Genomic DNA, 22,052 nt, shown 5'->3' on the forward strand with positions numbered 1-22,052 from the left:
AATCGCCCACCAGCCAGCCCTCCCGGGAGGAAACCCAACATGACTGCTTCAGTGAACGTCCCCCTCAAGCGCGGAAAACTCGCTGCATCCCTGCCTGCCGAGCAACTGGCGGAAATCACCGAACTGTTCGAGTTCCGGCGCACGGGATATTCCCTCGATGCCCCCTTCTACACGGACTCGACGATCTTCAACATCGACATGGAGGCCATTTTCGGGCAGCACTGGATCTTTGCCGCCAGCACAGCCGAACTGCCGGAACCGGGCGACTACGTCACTGTCGACTACGGGCCCTATTCCCTGATCGTGCTGCGCAACGACGACGGCGGCGTGAACGTACTGCACAACGTGTGCCGGCACCGCGGCGCCCGCGTCCTGACGGAATCCACGGGATCAACGGGAAACCTGGTCTGCGGCTACCACTCCTGGACCTACTCGCCCAGCGGTGATTTGATCCACGCCTCGGCCCCGGGGGAAACGAAGTTCGACAAGAGCTGCTTCGGCCTCAAGCGCGCCCACGGCCGCGAGGTGGCAGGACTGATTTTCGTCTGCATTGCGGACGTGCCGCCGACGGACTTCGATGAAACCGCAAAGATCTTTGAGCCCTACCTCGCGCCCCACGATCTGTCGAAGACGAAAATTGCCTACCAGCAGAACATCATCGAAGAGGGCAACTGGAAGCTGGTCATGGAGAACAACCGGGAGTGCTACCACTGTGACGGCCACCCCGAACTCGCCTGCTCCCTCTTTCCCACCTGGGGCCTCACGGAGGGGCTGATCCCGACGCACCTTGAGGAAGTGTGGGACCGCAACAAGAACGCACAGTCATCGCTCGAGGAGCGCTGCCGCCGCTACGGCCTTCCCTACGAGGTGGTCGAGGAGCTCGACACGCGCATCGCGGGAATCCGCATCTCACGGGAATCGCTCGACGGCGAGGGCGAATCGTTCTCGCCCGACGGACGCAGGCTTTCCAAGAAACTGCTTGGCGACCTTCCGGACTTCCGCCTTGGCCGCTGCTCGATGCACCTGCAGCCCAACAGCTGGTTCCATTTCCTTGGGGACCACGTCATCACCTTCGGTGTCTTCCCCATCAACGAACACCAGTCGCTGGTGCGAACCACCTGGCTCGTGGCGGACGACGCGGAAGAAGGCGTCGACTACGACCTGGACAAGCTCACCTACACCTGGAAGCAGACAAACCTGCAGGACAAGGCGTTCGTGGAACTGTGCCAGAAGGGTGCCGGCAGCCCTGCCTACCAGCCCGGCCCCTACATGAAGAGCGAATACCAGGTGGAGGCCTTCATCAACTGGTACGTTCAGCGCGTTCAGGAGCACTTGGCATGACGGAACTCCTTACTGAAACGGTAGTCCAGGAACCCCAACGCATCCGTGGCCTTGAGATGCCGTGGAACAGGGTAATGGGCAGCGCCGAGGCACCCGCCCGCGCTGCACGTGCTTTGGGTCCCTGGCATCCGCAGGAGTTCATGGCGGAATGTGTGGAGACCGTACCCGAGGCCGGGGGCATGATGACCTTCGTGTTCCGCCGCTGCGACGGCGCACCCCTGGCATTCAGGGCCGGCCAGTACGTGAATATCGCCTTTCCCGTGAACGGCGAGGACCAGGAACCCGTGGACCGCAGCTACTCAATCTCCAGCTCACCCACGGAACCCTGGACCTTCAGCGTCACCGTTAAGCGCGATCCCGGCGGACTGGTTTCACCGTGGGTGCATGACAACGTCAAACCCGGCACCGTCCTGGACATGCTGGGACCCGTGGGGGCATTCCACCTGCCCGATGCCGACCGGCGCGCACGGTACCTCTTCCTGGCTGCCGGCGCCGGCATCACTCCGATCATGTCGATGCTGCGGACCATCCACTCGCTGCCCGGTACGGCCAATGTGGTAGTGCTCTACCACGGAGCGGAAGCCGGCGGCTTTGCCTTCCACCGGGAACTGGCCTACATCGCGTCGGTGGACTCGCGCGTCAAGGTCTTCTACGCCCTTGGCGACCGCGGCCGGCCCGAGGAGTGGGATGGCTTCAGCGGAAGGCTGTCCTCGGCCATGATCGACGAGGTCGCTCCTGATGCCAACGGCCGCCAGGTGTACGCCTGCGGCCCGGAAGGTTACCTGAACACCGCCACCGAGCTGCTTAAGCAGGTCGGCGTCGACGACACCTCCATTTACATGGAGTTCTTCTCGGGGGATCGCCAGACACTCCTTGAATACCAGGCAGAAATCGCGCTCGCTTCGGACATCGCGGAGGAGATCGCCGAGGAAATCGCCGATTCCGCCGAGGACTATTTCGAAAGCCAGCCCAGCGCGTTCGGGCTCTACGAGCCTGGCTACGACGACGAGGGAACCTTGAAGGCCACGGGGGTGCCGCTGGAAACGGTCGACCCGGGCCCGGCGGCCGCCGAAGGCGGATCAGATGCGGAACCGGAGGCCGCGTCCCCCGACGCCTCGAGCTTTGACACTGTGGGAACGGGCAGCCTCACGTTGTCCTTCATGCGGACGGGCATCAATGTACGGATCGGCCCGGACGAACACATCCTCGGAGTGGCCCAGCGCGCAGGCGTCCGGATCGGCGCGAACTGCAAGGAGGGTATGTGCGGCTCCTGCAAAGTCGTCAAGCTTTCCGGCGAGGTGGAGATGAACCACCAGGGCGGGATCCGGGCCCGTGAGATCACTGCAGGCAAGTTCCTTCCCTGCTGTTCAACCGCGCTGACCGACATGGTTATCGACGCCTAGCCGCTCGGTCCGGCCCGCCCGGCACCTCAATCCACCCCCCTTGCTTCACGAAAACTGACAACTCTTGCCCCACGGAAGGTCTGATGCAGCCGGCGTCAGGCCTTCCGTGCCAATTCGAACACCAACCATAGGAGCCATGCCCATGTCAGCCAACAAAGCCGTTGCGTACAAGGCACCCGGGATTGTCGAAATCATCGATACCCCCTACCCCACCTTTGAACTGAAGGCCGGCCCCGGAGTCAATCCCGTCAACGTCGGCCGGAAGGTCCCGCACGGCGTCATCCTGCGCACCGTGAGCACCAACATCTGCGGGTCGGACCAGCACATGGTTCGCGGCCGCACGACCGCCCCGGCCGGCCTGGTCCTGGGTCACGAGATCACCGGGGAAGTCATCGAGACCGGGCCCGACGTCGAGTTCATCAAGGTCGGGGACATCGTCTCGGTCCCGTTCAACATCTCCTGCGGGCGCTGCCGGAACTGTAAGGAGCGCAAGACCGGGATCTGCCTGAACGTGAACCCGGACCGCCCAGGATCCGCTTACGGCTACGTCGACATGGGCGGCTGGGTCGGAGGGCAGGCGGAGTACGTCCTGGTCCCTTATGCCGACTGGAACCTGTTGCGGTTCCCCGACCGCGACCAGGCCCTGGAGAAGATCCTGGACCTGACCATGCTCTCCGACATCCTCCCCACCGGATTTCACGGCGCCGTCACGGCAGGTGTCGGCGTCGGGTCAACCGTCTATGTTGCCGGGGCCGGACCCGTAGGACTTGCCGCGGCGGCAAGCGCCCAGCTGCTGGGGGCCGCCGTGGTCATCGTAGGGGACCTCAATGAGGATCGTCTCGCCCAGGCCCGGTCCTTTGGCTGCGAAACCGTCAACGTGGCCAACGGCGACCCGGCCGACCAGGTCGAGCAGATCCTCGGCGTTCGGGAGGTCGATGCCGGTATTGACGCAGTCGGTTTCGAGGCCCGCGGGCACGGGCGTGGCGCCAAGGAAGCGCCGGCCACCGTGCTCAATTCGTTGATGGACCTCACCGCCGCCGGCGGGTCCGTGGGCATTCCCGGCCTTTACGTCACAGGAGACCCGGGCGCCGCGGACGAGGCGGCCCAGAAGGGTTCACTGTCCCTGTCCCTGGGCACTGGCTGGGCAAAGTCCCTCTCCTTCGCGACCGGCCAGTGCCCGGTGATGAAGTACAACCGGCAACTGATGATGGCGATTCTGCATGACAAGATCCAGATCGCCAAGGCGGTCAACGCCACAGCCATAGCGCTCGATGATGCACCGCGGGGGTACGCGGAATTCGATGCCGGAGCGGCCACAAAGTACGTCCTGGACCCGAACGGCTACCTCAGCAACTAGATCCGGGCAGGAAGCGGGCTGCCTGGGCAGGCTACCTCATGAGGTCCGCCGGTTCGTCACCGGCGGACCCGCTCCCCCTGTCCGGTATCGCTCCCCGCCGCCTGCGGTTCTCCGGCCGGTTCAGGTGACGGTGAGCTCCGTGTACATCCCTGCCCAGTAGTGGCCCGGGAGATTACAGAACAGTTCATACCGCCCGGGCGGCAGGTCAAGCGTGACCCAGCCGCTCGTGGACGGCAGGATCCCCTCTCCTTCACCTTCGGCGCAGGCAGCGGAGGCCTCGCCCAGGCTGCCGGCCTCGTCGGCTCTTCCGTCCCGGCCCACGGGGCGCGTTCCTGCGCTCTGGGTGCCCGCCACGGGGACGACCAGCATTTCATGGGGAATGGTGCCGGCGTTGACGACCAGGAAGGACACTTTGCCGTGGACCACGGTGGCCCGGTCCGCGGTCAGGCGCATGCTGCCGCGCATCATCCTGGGACCGGCCATCATGGTCCCGCCCCTGTCGATGGTAGTGACGTTCACGACGGTGCCCGCGAAACTCGGCGCCGCACAGCGGGTGGTGCCGGGATTCCCTGCTCCGCCCGGATTCGGGCCACCGCCCAGCAGCGCGATCCCCGTCATGGACAACGCGGTCAGCAGTACTGTCGCGATAGCCCCGATCAGGATCTGCGTGCTGCGGGAGAGTGTCTTCACGGCCTGCGTCGGAGAGCAGCCCGGCGTTCATTCAGCTCGGTAGCGTCGATTTCCCCCCGCGCGAAACGTTCATTCAGGATCCGCTCAGCCTCATCATGAGCAGACCCGTAGTATCCCCCGTGCCCCTGGCGTCCGCCGCGGACCAGAAGAATCACGACCGTCACCACACCACCCCAGAACAGCAGCATCATCAGGGCCATGACAATCCAACCGCCCACACCCCAGTCGCCATACCATCCGTACATCATCCCCGGACCCGCCCCTTCAATCCCTGCCGTTCATTCCAGCTTTGCGCGGTCACCGACGGGCGAACAGAGCCATTAGTCACCTGGTTTCGGGCCTTCCCGAAGCCACGGGATTCCCTGGCGTCCCGCCCGTCGCGATTGCGCATTCCGCCGGATCGTCCATCTGTGCTGTGTTCAAACCAAGCCTTGAACAGCAGGCACTTTCTCATCTGGCTGACATGCAGAGCCGGTCAAGGGTCTCGTTCAGGGAGGACTCGATCTGGCTGTTCAGGAGGTCACGCCTGTTCCCGGTGGACGGGTCTTCGAGTTCGGTGGGCAGTGATGGCGTTGTGACTGTCATCGCCGCCTGGTAGCTCCCGTCAGCGCTGCTGACTGCTATGGTCCGGTATCCCCACAATGAGCCCCTTCCTTCGTGCCGCGACTCCTTCGAGCATCCGTCCGCATGCTCCCACAGGCCCGGCCCGTAGGGGCCAAACCCGGGCATGGTGCTCACCCTGGAAGGGCTCCTGCCCTTGGATACCCTCCACGCCGTTACGGTGGGCAGGCAGGGTCGTTTCGGACGCTCGAAGCAGTGACAAACGCAACGGGAAGGGCGCGCACACTGAACGGAGTGCGCCATACATGGCACGCCTCTTCACTGGCAAAGCGGTTTCGGTGGAGATGCTGCGGGAAATGGAGACCAGCCCGCTTTCGCCCCGACGGACTGTGCATGTGGGAGCAGGCTCTGCAGCCCTGCACAACTGACCAAAGACCTATTCTGACTGTCTTGGCACCGTCGAATCAAGGGCACAACAAAGCCTCGGACCAGCAATGGTCCGAGGCTCCCCAGATGCGCCTAACGATCGATGCGGACGCTGAGATCCAGGTGGATGTTCTCGGCCATGAGGCGGTCCTGAAGGTACTGGGCGAGGCTCGCATCGGTCGCGGTGTGCGGGCCTTTCGGCGCAGCCCCGCGCAACAGGGCCTGGGTGTTCGTTGACTTGATAACGTCCAGCGGCGTCCACCGGAGATGTCCGTCGGTCATCCGCTCGATGTCGGTGCGGAAGGTGCGCCGGTGGTCGTCTCGGACCGAGGCGCGCATAGTGAAGGGAATGAAAGCAGTGGGCAAGAGGGTCCTTTCGAACGAGGCAGCCAAGCGTCGGCGCCTCACTGGGAACAAGCCCAAAACCACCACTGGTATTCCCTCTAAGCCAGAATGAGGTGGGCGTCACTGACGGACGTCAAGGTCCCGCTTGTTGGGGGCAGGACCTTGAATGGGGACAGGGCCGGCGGCCGTGGCAGCTTTGAGACAGGATGCTGCCCTCTAACCGCCGCCGGCCCAGCCTTTCCCGGGCATCTGCGTGGGAGGGCTCCTGCGCCGATGATACCTGCGTGCCAAGAATCATCTGGGGCCTGGGCCTCGGCTGGAGCTGACACCGCCGCTTGAAAGACGACGCCGGCCGGACGCTTAGCTTTTGGCGTCGAGTCCGGCCTGCGAAATGAGCTCGCTCAGCCACGGACGGTGTTCGCGGTGGAAAGTGATGCCCTCCGGCAGGCCCTGCACCGATGGGCCAGAGGGGGTGATGTCAATGGTGATCCGGCCCCCGGCCAGGGGCGCATTGGTAATGTGCAGATCCCCGTACGATGCCGGCAGAGCAGGATCCATCCAGAAGCCGCCCCGCGACACGTGGGCGTCGTACCGCATCAGGCTGGTGATCAGCATGATGGGTGTGGTGGCCGCCCACGCCTGGGGTGAGCAGGCCGTGGGGTACGGCACCGGTTCGGTTACCTGTTCCCGGCTGAAACCGCAGAACAGTTCCGGGAGCCGCCCGTCGGAGTAGTCCGCCGCTTCAAGCAGGGCCGTGGCGATCCGTTGCGCCTCCTCCACGAAGCCGTAACGCATCAGGCCCGCCGCGATAATGGCATTGTCGTGGGGCCAAACAGACCCGTTGTGGTAGCTTGCCGGATTGTAGGCGCCCATGTTCGTGGCAAGGGTCCGCACGCCCCATCCACTGAACATTTCAGGCGACATCAGCCGCTCGGCCACCATCGGCACCTTGTCATCATCAATGATGCCGTGCCACAGGCACTGGCCCATGTTTGAGGCGCAGGCATCCACCGGGCGTTTCCTGCCGTCCAGCGCTACCGCGAAGTAGCCGCGTTCCGGCAGCCAAAACGCCTCGTTGAACCTCTTCTTCAGCGCCGCCGCCTCATCGGTGAGCTGCGCGGCCAAACCCGCGTCGCCGCCGTCGTACGCCATCCACGCCCGTGCCTGCAGCGCGGAGTACACCAGCGCCTGCACCTCGCAAAGGGCTATCGGCGGCTCGGCAAGGGTGCCGTCAGCGAAGTTGATGCCGTCCCACGAGTCCTTCCACCCCTGGTTTAGCAGGCCGTGGTCATTGAGGCGGCAGTACTCGACGAAGCCGTCGCCGTCCTTATCGCCGTAGTTCCGAACCCAGTCCAGTGCGCGGTCCGCGTTGGGCAGCAGTGCCGCAATGGTTTCCTTCGCGAAACCCCACCGGCTGACGGAGGCCAAAGTCATCACGAACTGCGGAGTGGCGTCCACGCTGCCGTAATAGACCGACTTTCCGCCCAGAGCCAGCCCGGAAGATACCCCAAGCCGTACCTCGTGGAGGATCTTCCCGGGTTCCTCCTCACTCACCGGGTCCACCACCTTGCCTTGGCGGTCAGCCAGGGTCTGCAGGGTGCCAAGAGCCAGTGACGGATCCACAGGTAGGGCCATTTCTGAAGCCCACAGCGAATCACGCCCAAAAAGGGTCATGAACCATGGCGCTCCTGCGGCCACCACAATCCGCTCCGGATACGCAGGGTCCTCGATCCGAAGTGCGCCGAGGTCGTCGTAGCTGCGCCGCAGCGTCCGTTCGATGGACCGGTTGGTCATCTGCAGCCTGGGTATCTTCGCGACCCATTCCTGGTGCCGCCGGTCACTCTGTGAGGTGCCGTGCCGGACAGGGCGTGAAACGTCCTTTTGCGCGGCCGGTGCAACGCTTAGCCGCGTTCTCCAGTGGCCGGAAGCGGGCACCATCGCCTGGTACGTGAGTGCGCCGGCGGTGGCCACGGCCCCGCGTCCCCGCACCAGGACAGCCTTCCGCAGGTCCTGCCATGCCGCGCTGATAATCAGGGAATCACCGTCGGCTCCACGGACGACCTCCCAGCGCCGCTGGACCCTCGCCTCCTTCACCTCGAACAGGTCCGCGAAATCCGAATCGACGCCAACGGAGACGCTGCACTCCACAGGGTTTCCGGAGTAGTTGCGAATGGTGATTTCCTCTATCACGCCGTCAGCGACTTCCCGCAGGCGCTCCACGATCAGAGGGCTGTCCGCGTATCCGTCCCCGCGCGGAACGCGGCCGATGAACAGTGCCCGGTAGGGTTCTTTCGTTTCCGCGGCCAGCGGCTCAAGCGACTGGCCGTTCACCGTCATGCTCCACCCGGACAGGATCCGGGTGTCCTCGTGGAAAACACCGTGGGGAAGTTCCGAATGGATGTCGCCGTTGGCAGCGGAGATGCAGAAACATGAGCCTTCCACCAGCGTTACAGTTCCCGCCCCCACCGGCCCCGCCGCTGTGTCCGCATTCCATCCAGCCATGTCCGCTCCTCTGACGGCTACGACCGTTCCCGGCGGAATAGACGATACGCCGCCGCCAGGGCTCATGAAAGGGCCATCGGCAGGAGTGGCAGGGCGTCATCCCGCACATCCTCGACAACGGACTGGAGCGACGTCGACCGCATGAAGACCTGGATGGAACTCCCCCGGACGGCATCGCCGGCGGGACGCGAGTTCATGGGGACGAGCCCCAGCCGTTTCAGACTGGTCCGGGTGAGGCTGGGGCATGTGGCTGTCCCGTGAGTATTGGAGGACTGCTGACTTCACACCCGTCTGCAGGACCTTGTGAATTGTCAATAAATGTTGACGCTGGCGATTTCCGTCAACTAATGTTGACGCATGGAGGTGGACCGGATGAAGACATTGGTTGCATCAATGGACGGCAAGGGCCCCGCTGACGCGTTGCGCGCGGTCGCTGAGCTGCAGAAGGAGGTTGGGCGCACCGAAGCGTCCCTGGTCAGAAAGGCCCGGCAGGCCGGCCTTTCTTGGGAAGCCATTGCCCTGTGCCTGGGCGTAAGCAAACAAGCCGTCCACCGCAAGTACGGGAAGCGCTAAGCGCTGCTGCTCAGTCTTTCTACCGGCTCGTCCCCGCCGGATGGGAGCAAACTTTGGCAGGACAGACAGGTGCCCCATCTCCCGCGCCGAAGAAAGTAGCAGTCCGAGGAAGTTTCCCACCACAATCAGCAAAGTCTTGTTGTGCCCGCTCCCCCCCCCCCCCCCCCCCCCCCCCCCCCCGGCCCATGCACCGGTGCTGGCCATCCCGAACCAACCCGACACAGCCGGAAACGAAGCCGGCTGTTCGCTGTTCAGCTTTTTGATTCGGGGTCGACTGCCTGGCTCTTTGCCGCTGCTGGCGACCCGGAGGGGCGGATGCGAGGCGGTGTCGAGGGCCCTTCGACACGGACGTGCAGCTCGTTGTCCCCGCGCAGAATGGCGCGGAGCAGCCGCCGCTCCTCCCATCTGAGCGACCTGAGCGCGTGACCGCGCCGCAGTAGCAGACCCCCGTTCGGGGTGGCGTACCACTTCTGCAGATCTCCCAGCTCCTCGGCTCGCAGCAGCGCGACCGTGCTGCCAGCCGCCGAGTCGATCATGCTGACAAGCGACGAAGGTCCCGTCAGATCGGTCGAAACGACTCGCCGCTCGCTCTCGGCGAGGATTGTCTTTTGCGCTGCGCGTGTCACGACGAGGGGACGGGACGGGCCGTCCAACAGCCCGGTCAGCACGTCCGCTGCAGCGTCAGGGCGGCCCGTTCTCCGCGCCGCCGCCTGCATCCGCTGCAGGCGGCCCGGCTCCCGCAGCAGCTCGTCGATCTTCCAACCGATCGTCGCGGGAGTGTTGCAACGGACCGCCGCCCCCTGCTCCATCAGGTAATCCCCGTTGCGAACCTCCTGCCCCGGAATGGGGTTCACAAGCACCATGGGCAGCCCTGCAGCCATGCACTCCGCCGCCGCCAGACCGCCCGGCTTGCCCACAAACAGGTCGGCGCGGCGCAGCAACTCGGGCATCTCCGCCGTGAAGCCGAGCACGCGGTAGCGGTCGCCAGCGGGCGCCACTAGCTGTTCGATACGCTGCCGCAGGGCATCGTTGCGTCCGCACAGAACCGTGGCCGTGAAGGATGAGCGCATGTGCAGCGTCTGCCGCACGACCGAGACGGCATAGTCTCCGCCAGTCGCGCCCGCCGAGATCAGCAGCATCGGGGGCTCGTTTACATCGCGCGCAGGCGCTACATCCAGCTGGCTGGCGATCGGGATGCCCGTGGCCGCGACGCGGTCGGGGGGCAAACCCAGCGCTATCAGCTCCACCCTGCCCTCTTCCCTGGCCAGGAAGAGCGCATGGAACGCCCCCGTAAGCCATAGGCCCTGGAAGTCGTAGTCCGTCATGACGACGGCGATCCGCGCGTCAATCACGCCGCGAAGGAGCAGCGACGCCAGCAGTTGGGCTGGCAGGAAGTGCGTGCACAGGATTGCGGTCGGCCGGAATCGCTTGATCGCACCGATCACCGGAAGAGCGTTTACCCGTGTCCAGGGATCAACTGGGACCCGGCGCCGGAACGGACGGTCGTTGATGTCGTAGCCCCACTCGACCAGCCAGGGCAAGTCCTTGACCAGGACGAAGTAACCCTTGCCCAGCAGTGAGCGGTAGAGCACGCTGCTCACCTGCAGCACGTCGAGCACCTGCACCTCATCAATGTCGGCGCGCGCGGCACACGCCTGCCGCAGCGCCGCCGCGGCGCTGTTGTGCCCCGCTCCTACCCCTGCTGACAGGATAAGTACGCGCTCGCTCCCAGCGGCGTCGGGGCCTCGTGCCGAGGTTGTGCGCATGAAACGAGTCTAACCGGCCCGGCCCTATCACCACCGCCTGACCCCAAGTAGTACTCGATCGGCATGGGATTGGTTCTCCTGTTGACGGCCCTGCAATCCTGGGCACCCTCAGGCTTTCCGGCAGGAGTAGTGTTGGAAGCACCGTCCATGACCTAGCCCTCTCACGTCTGCCACAACTTGAGCGATTGCTTTCTGCTTTCTGAACGTGTCTGTGAATCTCAAAAAGTCGTTATTTCTGGTGCTGAACCTATAGGCGAAGTGAGGTGCCCTCCAGTAAGCGAAACAGCTACCTGACCTGTTCAACGCGTGACATATCCGAATATCAGTTAGGCCCTGGACAGAACCGCTGGGGCCTAACTGCTCCAATCAGGACTCACTCGCACCGAACGGCAGGTACGCCCGCAGCAGGCGGAACGATTCGGTCATGAACGGCCAGGGAGAGCCCGTATGCACTTCTGAAAGGTGGCACAAATATTGTTGGTTCGCTTCGACGCCTACTGACCACAGCCTTCAGGCACAATGGCGTCATGTGCGGCAGATACGTGATATCCAAGGCCACCGGCGACCTTCTGAGCTACTTTGATGCCAAGAGGTAGAAGGTGACCCGCCTCCTCCGAGCTGGAATGTGGCGCCGACTCAGAGCGTGCATATCGTGGCTGAGCGCCTGGACGAGGGCTCCATCGAGCGGCATCTGCTCGTGGCCCACTGGGGTCTGGTCCCCTCTTGGGCGAAAGACATCAAGATCGGCAAAAAGCTGATCAATGCCCGCAGTGAACTGGAGAAGTCGTCATTCCGCAAAGCGGCGGTCAAACGAAGGGCAATCCTGCCAGCTGACGGATACTTTGAGTGGCAGAGCACCTGCTGGGCTCTCTGCCGGAGCCAACCCTGACACCCCGGGTTGTCAGCACGAGGGTAAACAGCGTCCGTAACAACGGACCTGAGCATATCGAGCCGGCCGAGTGATCGAGGCGTAGAGCACCACGATGCCGTTCCCGCATGCCCCGATGTGGCTTATGGCTGGCAGGCTTCGCGTCCCATGTAATTGTTTTTGCATGGCGAAATTGGCCGGCATTGAAAGGTCAAGGATGCCTTCAAGGAGTAACAGTTCTATACGGGAAGGGCGCGCGCTCAGCGAACGGGGCGCGCCTTCTTCGTGCCCTCTGACCTTCCTGCGTTGAACTTGAAATAGCGTGGCACCAGGCCACTGGCTGCCTCCGCTCTCCGGCCGTCCCTGCGGCGGGAGGAGGATGGAGTTAAGAGGTGCCCGGAGGGCCGTCCGCCATGTCGAAGAGGTCAAGGACCGCTGCGCCCTCCTCCAGCAGGGGGTCGCGATCGGCTGGCTGCGCCACGAGCCGGGTTACGTCGCTCATAAGGGTCTGCACATACTGCCGAACGACGGCGCGGTGCGCGGCGTCTCCGAACCAGGCGAGATCACGGCACACCCGCAGCAACGCCCTGACGACGCGGGGTTCGTTCGATCCGTAACGCCGAACCTGTCCGAGGGCCAGATCGACGAGATAGGCGAAGTCGCGGGCCGGGATGTGGAGCCTGACCGTACCTTGGGCGTCTGTCACTGCTCGCGGGCCGTGCTGCCTGAGTGTAAGCGCGGCGAGGATCGTGCCCAGATGGTCGACCGCCTGGTTCGCCGTGTATGGGTCATTAATAGCTGGCGAGAGCGCCTTCGACGCGACGTCCGCGAGCTGTCGGATCCCGAACGCGACGTCCTGCTCCAGGGTCCGTTCGTAGCCGATGCGTACACTCTGCGCTAGTGCACGCCGAAGCGGGGCGGAAGCCTCGGGCACATACGGTCTCCCGCTGCCGTCAGCGACGTCCCATACCCAGGCGATGGGTGCTCCGGCAACCACGTGCCGGCCCACCATGGGCACCATCAGTGCCTTCAGGCCCCGCTCCGCGAGTGCACCGACGAATGGCCCGACATGGAAGGCCTGGACGTATCCCGATGCCGGTGCCGGCAGGGCGGTGGCACCCTGCGGCACGTCCGGCATGGGGATCCCAGGGTCGCCGGGGACGTATGACTGCTCGATCACCTTCAGCGTCGCCGTCTCGACGCCCTTCATGACTTGGTCCACCTGGATCGAATGCGATAGATGGTGGACGAAGAACACGAGCATCACCATGCTCACGAACAGCAGCATCAGCGCGCCGCTAACGGCGAGTCGGGGGTACTCCTCGATGCGTTGGCCGCCTGCGATGCCCACCGTGTAGAGCCCCGCCGTGCTGTACGCGAAGGTCGCGACGAAGGCGCTCAGGGTCAGCTGGTTGGGGATGTCGCGGAGGAAATTCCGCAGGAGCCGAGGGCTGAACTGCGTCGACGCGAGCTGCAGGGCCACCACGGTAAGTCCCAGGACGAGGGCGATGACCGTGACCATCGTGCTGGCGATGCTCACGAGCAGGTTCCGGGCGTCATCGGATGTCCCCTGGAAGAGGAGGACTGCAAGAGGCGACGTCTTGTCGATCTGCACAGCGGAAAGGCTCGCCCCCGCGATGAGCGCGAGCACGACGGCGCATGTCGGCATCGCCCACAGTGCGCTCGCCAGATACTCCCGAAGAGCCACACGCTTCACATGTGCCACTCTCTGCCGACGGTCCTCGGTCGTCAAGGGGCGCTGTGCTGAGTCCGGTCCACCGGAGGTCACTGGTCTTCGCAGGACGGAAGCCCATGGCATCCATGCCCTTGCTGGTCTCCTCAATACCGCCGCCGCCGAACCACCCGAGTTGTTTCTGCCACCCGTGTGCGACGAGTACACCGCGTCCGCTCCGCCCAGCTGCGTGGTGGGGTTGCAAGGCCCTGCGGGCGAATCCGACAGCGCTGGGGCGAGGGTGAGGGGCCGGGTCTGCTGCTGATGCTGCTAGGCGCCCTCGGCTGCGATCCACGCCTGAACCTTGTCTAGATGCTCCCGCTCCTCACCGGTAACTGTCGCCTCGTCGATGTGAAGCGGGGCAGCGACCGCCAAGAGATGGATACCTGTGACGGCGCCACGATACGCCTGCCCGAGCCGCGAGGTGATTCCGGCGCCGAGATCACCACCATGCGCCGCGTACTGCTGGAGGCCGAGATGACGGTCATCAGGTGGTGCCAGAGTTTATGCGTTTGCTCGTCCAAAGTCGGTCGCTGGGGGGAGAAGCAAAGCCCAGGAAGGGCCGGAACTACCACCGTAACGGCGCGGTCCGGGTCGCCACCGAAGCGCGACGGCGTGGCCAGGCGCTGTGCCACTTCAACGAGCTCGAGGACACTGATTGGCCACCCATTGGTAAGAATGCTTACTCAATTCGGACGGGAGGGAAAATAGATTGTCTTCAGTGAAACTAGCCTGGGCGACATCATCCCGGGTCCGGGTCGGCATCTCCCCCAGAGATGGACGAGAAACAAGTCCGTGCCACCCCGACGGTGTTGGTGTGCATGGGTTCGCGAAACAAAGCTGTCAGTGTCCGCTGCGCCGGCCCGACGGTTAACCCCGGGGTGAGGTGTCGAGGACCAGGCGGGCGAGTTCCTTGGCGATCCGGACGGCGTCCGGGTGCTTGTCGAGTTGCGAGTTCGCGACCGCTCCGTCGTAGAGCAGGCAGATGCGGGCGGCGACATCGGCGGGGTCCCTAAAGCCTGCTTCTTCCGCCAACGCCAGGAGGGTGCCGGCGAGCCAGTCGCGGAAGGCACGCAAGGCCTTGGCTTCGACGCTGTCCGGGAGTGCCTCGGCATTGGCGTTGGCGAATGCGCAGCCCCTGTAGCCCGGGGCGAGAACTGCCTCCTCCAAGGCATCAAAGACGGCCAGCAGCTTATCAATCGGGTCCTCAAGGCCCAACTGATGGCGAGCGATCCGGTCGCGCCGCCGGTGGTCCCGGCCGGCAAGATAAGCGGCAACAACGTCGTCCTTGCCCGTGAAGTTGTAGAACAGCGATCCCTTTGCAACCCCGGCCTCTTCAATGAGCCGGTCAATACCGACGGTATGGACTCCCTCGGAATAGAACAGCTTGTCAGCCGCATCCAAGAGGCGTTGTCGTGCCGAAACCCGTGCAGAGGCCATACATCCACCATATCAGACAGATCGGTCTAAACAGCGCTTGACAGCTTTGTACAGATCTGTCTAACTGGAAGTGTTAGACCAATCTGTCTAAGGAGTTTCCACCTTGTTCCCCAAGAAAATGTCCGCGCGTCTCGCCTTCCCCGGGCTCGCCGCAGTATTCGCAGCGTTCTTTTTCGCTGCCGGTGCACCGACCCCACTCCTCTCGCTGCGCCAGCAGGAGTGGCACTTTTCATCTGGCACCCTTGGCATCGCTTTTTCCGCGTACGCCATAGGCCTGTTGGCGGCGCTGCTCGGGGCTGGTTCGCTGTCCGATCACGTGGGCCGTCGTCCCGTCATGCTCGCTGCTCTTGCTGCTGAACTCGCTGCGATGATTGGATTCGTACTCGCTCCAAGCATCACGTGGGTCATCGGTGCCCGCATCCTTCAAGGCATCGCCACGGGCCTGGCGACCAGCGCCTTCAGTGCTGCCATTACGGAGCAGGCACCTGCCCGATTCAAGAAGTTCGCCGGGGGCCTGGCTGCGGGTTCCGTTGCCGGCGGCCTGGGTGTCGGGGCGCTCGTGACCGGCGCTGCCGTTCAATTCACTTCCGACGCCAACACCGTGATATTTAGTGCCCTTACGGCAATCATGGCGCTGGGCCTTGTGTTCGTGGGCTTCACGTCCGAAACAACTCCGAAGTGGCCCGGCGCACTACGCTCCCTCATCCCCCGCATTGGCGTGCCCGCAGCGCTCCGCAGCGAGTTCGCTGCCGGCGTCCCGGTGCACGTCGCGGGCTGGATGTTCCCGGCCTTCTTCCTTGGACTCTCACCTGCGATCCTCCGCCTCCATTTCGCCCTGGACGGCGGACTGGTCGCAGGGTTCACCGCATTTCTAGGTCCTTTCGCCGCTGCCGTCTCAAGTTTCACCTTCAACCGGCACCCCGCCAGGCAGGCCACCATCATCGGTACGTCCCTCACGCTGATCGGGGTCATCGTGGTCCTCATCGGCGTGAATCAAACCTGGCTCGCCGCCGTCTGGATCGGTGCCGTACTCGGCGGGACCGGCTTCGGTGCCTCATTCGGGGGGCAGGTCCGCCTGATCGCCCCGCACATCCAGCCGCACCAGCGTGCCGGCGTCTTCTCCGGCATCTACACGGTCGCGTACTTGGCCTTCGGTCTTCCTGTCATCATCGCCGGGCAGCTTGTACCCATCCTCGGACCGGTACCGACCTTCCAGTGGTACGCAGCGGCCATCGTGGCCTTCGCCGTCCCGGCGGTCGTCATCCAACTGGTCCGCCAACGGCGCGATACCGCAAGCGCCCTCACCCCGGCAGCCCCCGCCGCCTGAAAAAGCAACCCCCAAGAACAATCACCACACAACAGGAGCATCAGTGAACCCGACACATCCAAGCAGCACAACGGCCATCCAAGCCCCGCCCGTGGCGTGCCGGGTTGAAGCGGTGGTCATCCCCTCGCCGACTTCTCCCGGGCCAAGGGCTTCTACGCGGGGCTGGGCTGGAGAATCGATGCAGACCTCGACGACGGCAATGGGTACCGCCTGATGCAACTGACCCCCGGGTCAGACGCCCTGTCCTCTTCGGCACCCAGGTCACCTCCGCCCAACCCGGCAGTCTCGACGGACTGCTCCTGGTGGTCGATGACACCGACGCCCGCCCGCACTGCCCTGATGGAGTACGGCGATGGACCGGGCGAGGTCTTCCAAGTCGCCAAACGGTAGCCTCGGCGGTGGTTTCCACATCAGCCTCGGCGGTGGTTTCCACATCAGCCTCGGCGGTGGTTTCCACATCGCAGACGAAGGACGGGCCCCAGGACAGATCCCGGCGGCCGATCGCATGCCTCCTACGCATCATTCCATGATTCGGAAGGCAACCGCTGGATCCTGCAGGAGATCACCACAAGAATCCCGGACGCATCAGCGCCACCGGTACCACGGACACAGCGGATCCCGCCGAACTACTCAAGGAGACCGCGGAGTGGAACATCTCCCTCCGGAGCCGCACTGGCGGATCACGAGCCGACCCCATGGAGGCGGCTTTCCTCTTTAGCGTGCAGGAACCTACCTTGTCCTCGCCGAACACGGCATCACCCGCCAGGACGACTCTTCATCGGCAAACCAACGCAAGCAACAGCGAATTCGTCTACCAGGCATCCACCGCAATCCCTTGACGGCTCAATATGGCGCAGGTTACAGTTTTACAGCAATCCAGTTATACGAATAACTGATACGAATAACGACCGGCCCAAGGAGGTGCCCATGGCACGACCCCGCTCACACTCAGGCCCAACCATGCACGACGTGGCGGCGGAAGCGGGTGTCTCGCAGGCAACTGTCTCCCTGGTCCTGAATTCGGCTTCCGGCTCACGCTTTTCGGACGACACACGAAAACGGGTGCAGGATGCCGTCCAGAAGCTCGGCTACCGCACTAACGCCCATGCCAAAACCTTGCGTGACGGCGTGTCTGGAATCATCGGATTCCTCGGGGATGCCGTGGCCACCGCTCCGTTCGCCGGAAAGATCATCGAAGGCGCACAGGAACGGGCATGGGAAGACGGCCTGCTCCTGCTTACCATGAACACCGGCGGAAACAAGGCCCTCGAGGCAGCGTCGCTGGACTCCATGCTCAGCTACAAGGTGGCTGGGGTGGTGTATGCGGGCATGTACCACCGCCGCCTGGACGTGCCTGAGGCGCTGATGGACGTCCCTTCCGTGGTGCTGAACTCCCAGGACCGAAGGGGCCGCCTGCACAGCGTGGCTCCCGACGAGGAATTGGGGGGCCTCACGGCTACCCGGCATCTGCTGGACGCCGGCCACACCCGGGTGGCGATGATCAACATCGAAACCCTGGAAAGCGAACTCCCCGCCGCCGTCGGACGCTTTCGAGGCTACACCCAGGCCATGAACGAAGCGGGGCATGGCGTTCAGCCGGAGCTGGTGCGCTTCGGCAGGGGCAACGAAGAGGATGGCTTCACCCACGCCATCGAGCTGCTTACGGCTGCGGAGCCGCCCACCGCCATCTTCTGCGCCAACGACCGTACCGCCTGGGGCGCCTACCAGGCCGCCCAGGAACTGCACCTTTCGATTCCGCGTGACCTATCCATCATCGGCTTCGACAACCAGGAAACCCTCGCCCCGCACCTGCGGCCCGGCCTCACCACCCTTGAGCTGCCGTTCGTGGAGATGGGACGCCGCGCCGTGGACCTCATCCTGCAAGGCGCCGAACCCGACGGCCAGGTGGAATTCATCACCTGCCCCCTGATCGAAAGAAACTCAGTGACTCATCCCAAGGAGAAGCCATGAGCCGCATCCTGGCTCGATCCACACCGGCAGCGCCGCCGGCTCCACCGGCTGGACCAACGCGCCGCACTCCCCTGCCACTGCGGCTGAAGAAAATCGCCCGGTCTTGGCAGTTATACGTATTACTAACCCCGGCCCTCATCTATATCGCGGTCTTCAAGTACTGGCCGATGTACGGAGTGCAGATCGCCTTCCGCAACTACAACCCGGTTGACGGCTTCACAGGAAGTCCGTGGGTGGGGCTCCAGCACTTCATCAGGTTCGTCAACTCATACCAGTTCGGCCAGGTTGTGGGGAATACCCTCTGGATCGCGGTCCTCGGCCTGGTGGTGGCCTTCCCCATCCCGATTGTCCTGGCCCTGCTGGTCAACCAGCTGCAGAGCGAACGGTTCAAGAAGTTCACGCAGACCGTGCTGTACTCGCCGGCGTTCATCTCCACGGTGGTGGTGGTGGGAATGATGTTCGTGCTGCTGTCTCCACGGTCGGGCCTGGTCAACAACGCCATCCAGCTGGCTGGCGGCGAGCCCATCTTCTTCATGGGTTCGGCCGAGTGGTTCCGGCCGATCTATGTGATCTCGGATGTCTGGCAGAACGCCGGATTCTCCATGATCGTCTACCTTGCTGCGCTCTCCGGCATCGACCCTGCGCTGCATGACGCAGCCAAGGTTGACGGCGCCTCCAAACTGCAGCGTATCCGGCACATCGACCTCCCGGGCATCATGCCCGTGGTCACGGTCCTGTTCATCCTGGCCATCGGCAATTTGCTCAACGTCGGTTTTGAGAAGGCCCTGCTGATGCAGACCAACCTGAACCTCCCGGCGTCGGAAATCATCCAGACCTACGTCTACCACGCAGGCCTGCAGCAGGCGCAGTTCAGCTACTCGGCCGCCATCGGCCTGTTCAATTCCGTCCTCAACCTCGTGCTGCTGCTGACCTTCAACTGGGTAGCACGCCGGGCCAACCAAGCAACCCTCTGGTGATGCCGCTATGACCCTCCATACCGAACCCCTGTCCACTCCGGCCCCTGCCAAACGAACCAGGCCTGGAACGAATGGGCCAGCCTCCGGGCGGCCCGTCCCTTTCCGCGAAAAGTGGGCGGACAAAGCCTTCAACATCACGGCCATCACCATCCTGACCCTGTCCATCATCGCGGTGGTCTATCCGCTGTACTTCATCGTCATCGCCTCCGTCAGCGACCCGAATGCCGTCTATGAAGGCAAAGTGTGGCTGGTCCCCTCCGGCGTGACGCTGGAAGGCTACCAGCGCATACTCGCCGACAGCCGGATCTGGAACGGCCTCGGCAACACCCTGGTGTACACCGTGCTGGGGACTGCCATCAGCGTGAGCACCATCCTGTGCGGCGCCTACGCCCTGTCCCGGAAAGACATGCCGGGCCGGAAGATCCTGATGCTGCTCTTTGTGGTCACCATGTTCTTCGACGGCGGCCTCATCACCAAATACCTGGTGGTCCGCGACCTGGGCATGCTGGACACGGTCTGGGCCGTTGTCCTGCCGGGCGCAGTGGGCGTATGGAACCTCATCATCGCCCGCTCGTTCTTCGAACACACCATCCCCGGTGAACTGCGCGAAGCCGCCCAAATGGACGGCGCCAACGACTTCACCTTCTTTTTCAGGATGGTCCTGCCACTGTCCAAGCCGCTCATCATGCTGATGATCATGGTCCACGTGGTGGCCCACTGGAACTCGTTCTTCGACGCCCTGATCTTCCTCAACGATGACACCAAGTACCCCCTGCAACTGGTCCTGCGGAACATCCTGATCCAGTCGGACGTCTCCTCCACCGGCACCACCGGCGCGGACATCCAGTCCTACGCTGCCGCCCAGCGGATCGCCGAACTGACCAAATACGCCATGATCGTGGTCTCCAGCCTCCCGCTGATGATCGCCCTGCCGTTCATGCAGAAGCACTTCACCAAGGGCACCATGATCGGTGCCGTCAAAAGCTGACACCCCGCAAAACCAATTCTCGACGCCGTTGCCCCGCACCGCCGTCGTACTCCTCCCCTCCACCCAAGCAAAGGAAAACCCATGGCAACCAGCCGTAAACTCGCCGTCGCCGGCGCCCTGATGGCAGGAACGATGCTGTTCACCGCCTGCTCAGGCAACTCCAAGGGCACTGCGGAGATCAAGGATTCCTCCGCGGACTTCGGCTTCCAACAGTCAGGACTGCCGATCGTCAAGGACACCCTGACACTCAAGTTCTCCGGAACTAAAACAGCACTTGCCCCCGACTACAACACCATGTCCCTGGTGCAGCAATGGGAAAAGGACACCAACGTCCACATCGAATGGCAGAACCTTCCCGAAACCGTGTTCAAGGAAAAGAAGAACCTCATCCTTGCCAGCGGCGACCTTCCTGACGCCTTCTTCAACAGCGGCCTGACCGACGCCGAAATCGCCACCTACTCGGCCAGCGGCACCCTCATCCCGCTGGAAGGACTGATCGAGACGAATGCCCCCAACCTCTCAAAGCTGCTCGCGGACAGGCCCGACATCAAGGCAGCCATCACCTCCTCCGACGGGCACATCTACTCCCTCCCCTCCATCGAGGAGCTCGGCCTGGTCCAGTTCCCCAACGAAATGGCCATCAACACCGCCTGGCTGGACAAGCTGGGCATCCCGATGCCCAAAACCGTCAACGAACTCCACGACGCCCTGCTGGCCTTCAAGAACCGCGACGCATCCGGCACCGGCAAGACGATCCCACTGAGCTTCATGCCTGGCTCATGGTGCGGGGACATCGTGGACCTGATCGCCGCACTCGGCGGCGTTCCGGACAACATGGACCACAGGATCGTCCAGGACGGCAAGGTTAGCTACACCGCCACTCAGGACGGTTACAAGAAGGCCCTCCAGACCCTGCACCAGTGGTACCAGGAAGGACTGATCGATCCGGAGTCCTTCTCCCAGGACGACAAGGCCTACCTGGCCAAGGGCAAAGCCGGAACGGAAAACCTCGGGTCATTCGTCTGGTGGGAGATCAAGGAAATGGTCGGTGCCGATCGCGCCTCCGACTACAAGCTGCTGCCGGTCCTGGAAGGAGTGGACGGCAAGCGGCGGGCCAGCCAGTCCAACAACCAGGAGATCGCGCGCGGCGCCTTCGCCGTGACGCGGGCGGACAAGTATCCCGCCGCGACCATCCGCTGGGCGGACCACCTCTACGAACCCATCCAGTCCGCCCAGGCCAACTGGGGACCCATCGGCGAAACCCTGCAAAAGGACCCCGCCACCGGGCTGCTCACCCAGATCCCGGCACCGGCGGGCACCAGCGAAGGCGAACGCCGGCAAAAGGTCGCCCCGGGCGGTCCCAAAGCCAACACCGCTGAAAACTTCAAGAACGTCGTAGCGCCCGAACCCCGCGCCGCCGAGCGTCAGAAGACGGTCCAGGAGAACTACAAGCCCTTCGCCGCCAACGACGGGTACCCGCCGGTCCCGCTGTCCAATGAGGAAATCCAGCAGATCAGCACCATCGAGTCCGACGCCGCCACCATCGTCAAGCAGTCAACGGCCAAATGGATCGTGTCCGGCGGCATTGAGAACGAATGGGACGGCTACGTCTCACAGCTTAAGAACATCGGAGTGGACAAGATGGTCGAGGTCTACCAGCAGGCCTACGACCGGTACAAGAGCAACTCCTAAGCCCCCGGCTTTCCCTCCCGGTGCCGGGCGCGGACTCCGCGCCCGGCACCCCAGCCTGCGCCGCCCCGGCCGGCGGCATCACGAAAGAGACCC

At 63.8% G+C, this 22,052-nt stretch carries 19 protein-coding genes; 10 read left to right on the forward strand and 9 right to left on the reverse strand.

Annotation, left to right across the window (positions count from 1 at the left end):
• Positions 1–39 precede the first annotated feature (39 nt).
• The 3 genes from ACV095_RS10875 to fdhA all read left to right on the forward strand — a co-directional run bounded on the left by ACV095_RS10875 (position 40) and on the right by fdhA (position 4,101).
• Positions 40–1,341, forward strand: coding sequence for an aromatic ring-hydroxylating oxygenase subunit alpha (locus ACV095_RS10875; protein WP_478221801.1), 1,302 nt, complete (start codon positions 40–42; stop codon positions 1,339–1,341).
• Positions 1,338–2,744, forward strand: coding sequence for a ferredoxin reductase (locus tag ACV095_RS10880; protein WP_478221802.1), 1,407 nt, complete (start codon positions 1,338–1,340; stop codon positions 2,742–2,744). The genes ACV095_RS10875 and ACV095_RS10880 overlap by 4 nt, the downstream gene beginning before the upstream one ends.
• A gap of 142 nt (positions 2,745–2,886) precedes the next feature.
• On the forward strand, positions 2,887–4,101 hold the full coding sequence (gene fdhA, locus ACV095_RS10885; protein WP_478221803.1) for a formaldehyde dehydrogenase, glutathione-independent: 1,215 nt from the start codon (positions 2,887–2,889) through the stop codon (positions 4,099–4,101).
• Between the two features lie 120 nt (positions 4,102–4,221).
• Here the strand turns inward: fdhA and ACV095_RS10890 are convergent, their stop codons facing one another.
• The 6 genes from ACV095_RS10890 to ACV095_RS10915 form a co-directional block, all read right to left on the reverse strand.
• Positions 4,222–4,791 (reverse strand): sulfocyanin-like copper-binding protein, encoded by a 570-nt coding sequence (locus ACV095_RS10890; RefSeq protein ID WP_018771031.1) that lies wholly within the window; start codon positions 4,789–4,791, stop codon positions 4,222–4,224.
• A complete protein-coding gene (locus tag ACV095_RS10895; protein WP_018771032.1) occupies positions 4,788–5,039 on the reverse strand; it encodes an SHOCT domain-containing protein in 252 nt (83 codons plus the stop codon). Before ACV095_RS10895 ends, ACV095_RS10890 begins: the two co-directional genes overlap by 4 nt.
• Positions 5,040–5,241: 202 nt before the next feature.
• A complete protein-coding gene (locus ACV095_RS10900) occupies positions 5,242–5,529 on the reverse strand; it encodes a hypothetical protein (protein WP_478221804.1) in 288 nt (95 codons plus the stop codon).
• 342 nt (positions 5,530–5,871) lie between these two features.
• Positions 5,872–6,144: a hypothetical protein gene (locus tag ACV095_RS10905; RefSeq protein WP_478221805.1), complete on the reverse strand. Its 273-nt coding sequence runs from the start codon at positions 6,142–6,144 to the stop codon at positions 5,872–5,874.
• Between the two features lie 339 nt (positions 6,145–6,483).
• Complete coding sequence (locus ACV095_RS10910; RefSeq protein WP_478221806.1) at positions 6,484–8,625, reverse strand: amylo-alpha-1,6-glucosidase; 2,142 nt, start codon at positions 8,623–8,625, stop codon at positions 6,484–6,486.
• 62 nt (positions 8,626–8,687) lie between these two features.
• A complete protein-coding gene (locus tag ACV095_RS10915; protein ID WP_261377330.1) occupies positions 8,688–8,822 on the reverse strand; it encodes a hypothetical protein in 135 nt (44 codons plus the stop codon).
• 160 nt (positions 8,823–8,982) lie between these two features.
• On the opposite strand from ACV095_RS10915, the gene ACV095_RS10920 reads away from it, so the two are divergent.
• Complete coding sequence (locus ACV095_RS10920) at positions 8,983–9,198, forward strand: death domain-containing protein (RefSeq protein WP_018771053.1); 216 nt, start codon at positions 8,983–8,985, stop codon at positions 9,196–9,198.
• Between the two features lie 251 nt (positions 9,199–9,449).
• Here the strand turns inward: ACV095_RS10920 and ACV095_RS10925 are convergent, their stop codons facing one another.
• Complete coding sequence (locus ACV095_RS10925; protein WP_478221807.1) at positions 9,450–10,964, reverse strand: MGDG synthase family glycosyltransferase; 1,515 nt, start codon at positions 10,962–10,964, stop codon at positions 9,450–9,452.
• A gap of 652 nt (positions 10,965–11,616) precedes the next feature.
• Here ACV095_RS10925 and ACV095_RS10930 point away from each other — a divergent pair.
• Complete coding sequence (locus ACV095_RS10930) at positions 11,617–11,853, forward strand: SOS response-associated peptidase family protein (protein WP_326498073.1); 237 nt, start codon at positions 11,617–11,619, stop codon at positions 11,851–11,853.
• Positions 11,854–12,217: 364 nt separating this feature from the next.
• Here ACV095_RS10930 and ACV095_RS10935 read toward each other — a convergent pair whose 3' ends face one another.
• Both ACV095_RS10935 and ACV095_RS10940 read right to left on the reverse strand, forming a co-directional pair.
• Entirely contained in the window at positions 12,218–13,558 is a 1,341-nt protein-coding gene (locus ACV095_RS10935; protein ID WP_478221808.1) for a DUF2254 domain-containing protein, read from the reverse strand.
• 876 nt (positions 13,559–14,434) lie between these two features.
• Entirely contained in the window at positions 14,435–15,004 is a 570-nt protein-coding gene (locus ACV095_RS10940) for a TetR/AcrR family transcriptional regulator (protein ID WP_056390089.1), read from the reverse strand.
• A gap of 103 nt (positions 15,005–15,107) precedes the next feature.
• Here ACV095_RS10940 and ACV095_RS10945 point away from each other — a divergent pair, with 103 nt between their 5' ends.
• The 5 genes from ACV095_RS10945 to ACV095_RS10965 all read left to right on the forward strand — a co-directional run bounded on the left by ACV095_RS10945 (position 15,108) and on the right by ACV095_RS10965 (position 21,959).
• Positions 15,108–16,331, forward strand: a complete 1,224-nt coding sequence (locus ACV095_RS10945; protein WP_478221809.1) for an MFS transporter — start codon at positions 15,108–15,110, stop codon at positions 16,329–16,331.
• A 927-nt stretch (positions 16,332–17,258) separates the two neighbouring features.
• On the forward strand, positions 17,259–18,302 hold the full coding sequence (locus ACV095_RS10950; RefSeq protein WP_268003076.1) for a LacI family DNA-binding transcriptional regulator: 1,044 nt from the start codon (positions 17,259–17,261) through the stop codon (positions 18,300–18,302).
• Complete coding sequence (locus ACV095_RS10955; RefSeq protein WP_268003075.1) at positions 18,299–19,279, forward strand: ABC transporter permease; 981 nt, start codon at positions 18,299–18,301, stop codon at positions 19,277–19,279. The genes ACV095_RS10950 and ACV095_RS10955 overlap by 4 nt, the downstream gene beginning before the upstream one ends.
• Before the next feature lie 7 nt (positions 19,280–19,286).
• Complete coding sequence (locus ACV095_RS10960; protein WP_268003074.1) at positions 19,287–20,267, forward strand: carbohydrate ABC transporter permease; 981 nt, start codon at positions 19,287–19,289, stop codon at positions 20,265–20,267.
• Between the two features lie 81 nt (positions 20,268–20,348).
• A complete protein-coding gene (locus ACV095_RS10965; protein ID WP_478221810.1) occupies positions 20,349–21,959 on the forward strand; it encodes an ABC transporter substrate-binding protein in 1,611 nt (536 codons plus the stop codon).
• Positions 21,960–22,052: the final 93 nt, after the last annotated feature.

It is taken from the genome of Arthrobacter sp. JDC6, from assembly GCF_056484025.1.

Excerpts from the sequence above, each read along its gene's own strand:
- ACV095_RS10875 (WP_478221801.1), top strand. The coding sequence starts at position 40 with ATGACTGCTTCAGTGAACGTCCCCCTCAAGCGCGGAAAACTCGCTGCA.
- ACV095_RS10880 (WP_478221802.1), top strand. The coding sequence starts at position 1,338 with ATGACGGAACTCCTTACTGAAACGGTAGTCCAGGAACCCCAACGCATC.
- fdhA (WP_478221803.1), top strand. The coding sequence starts at position 2,887 with ATGTCAGCCAACAAAGCCGTTGCGTACAAGGCACCCGGGATTGTCGAA.
- ACV095_RS10895 (WP_018771032.1), bottom strand. The coding sequence starts at position 5,039 with ATGATGTACGGATGGTATGGCGACTGGGGTGTGGGCGGTTGGATTGTC.
- ACV095_RS10910 (WP_478221806.1), bottom strand. The coding sequence starts at position 8,625 with ATGGCTGGATGGAATGCGGACACAGCGGCGGGGCCGGTGGGGGCGGGA.
- ACV095_RS10915 (WP_261377330.1), bottom strand. The coding sequence starts at position 8,822 with ATGAACTCGCGTCCCGCCGGCGATGCCGTCCGGGGGAGTTCCATCCAG.
- ACV095_RS10920 (WP_018771053.1), top strand. The coding sequence starts at position 8,983 with ATGGAGGTGGACCGGATGAAGACATTGGTTGCATCAATGGACGGCAAG.
- ACV095_RS10925 (WP_478221807.1), bottom strand. The coding sequence starts at position 10,964 with ATGCGCACAACCTCGGCACGAGGCCCCGACGCCGCTGGGAGCGAGCGC.
- ACV095_RS10940 (WP_056390089.1), bottom strand. The coding sequence starts at position 15,004 with ATGGCCTCTGCACGGGTTTCGGCACGACAACGCCTCTTGGATGCGGCT.
- ACV095_RS10950 (WP_268003076.1), top strand. The coding sequence starts at position 17,259 with ATGGCACGACCCCGCTCACACTCAGGCCCAACCATGCACGACGTGGCG.
- ACV095_RS10955 (WP_268003075.1), top strand. The coding sequence starts at position 18,299 with ATGAGCCGCATCCTGGCTCGATCCACACCGGCAGCGCCGCCGGCTCCA.
- ACV095_RS10960 (WP_268003074.1), top strand. The coding sequence starts at position 19,287 with ATGACCCTCCATACCGAACCCCTGTCCACTCCGGCCCCTGCCAAACGA.
- ACV095_RS10965 (WP_478221810.1), top strand. The coding sequence starts at position 20,349 with ATGGCAACCAGCCGTAAACTCGCCGTCGCCGGCGCCCTGATGGCAGGA.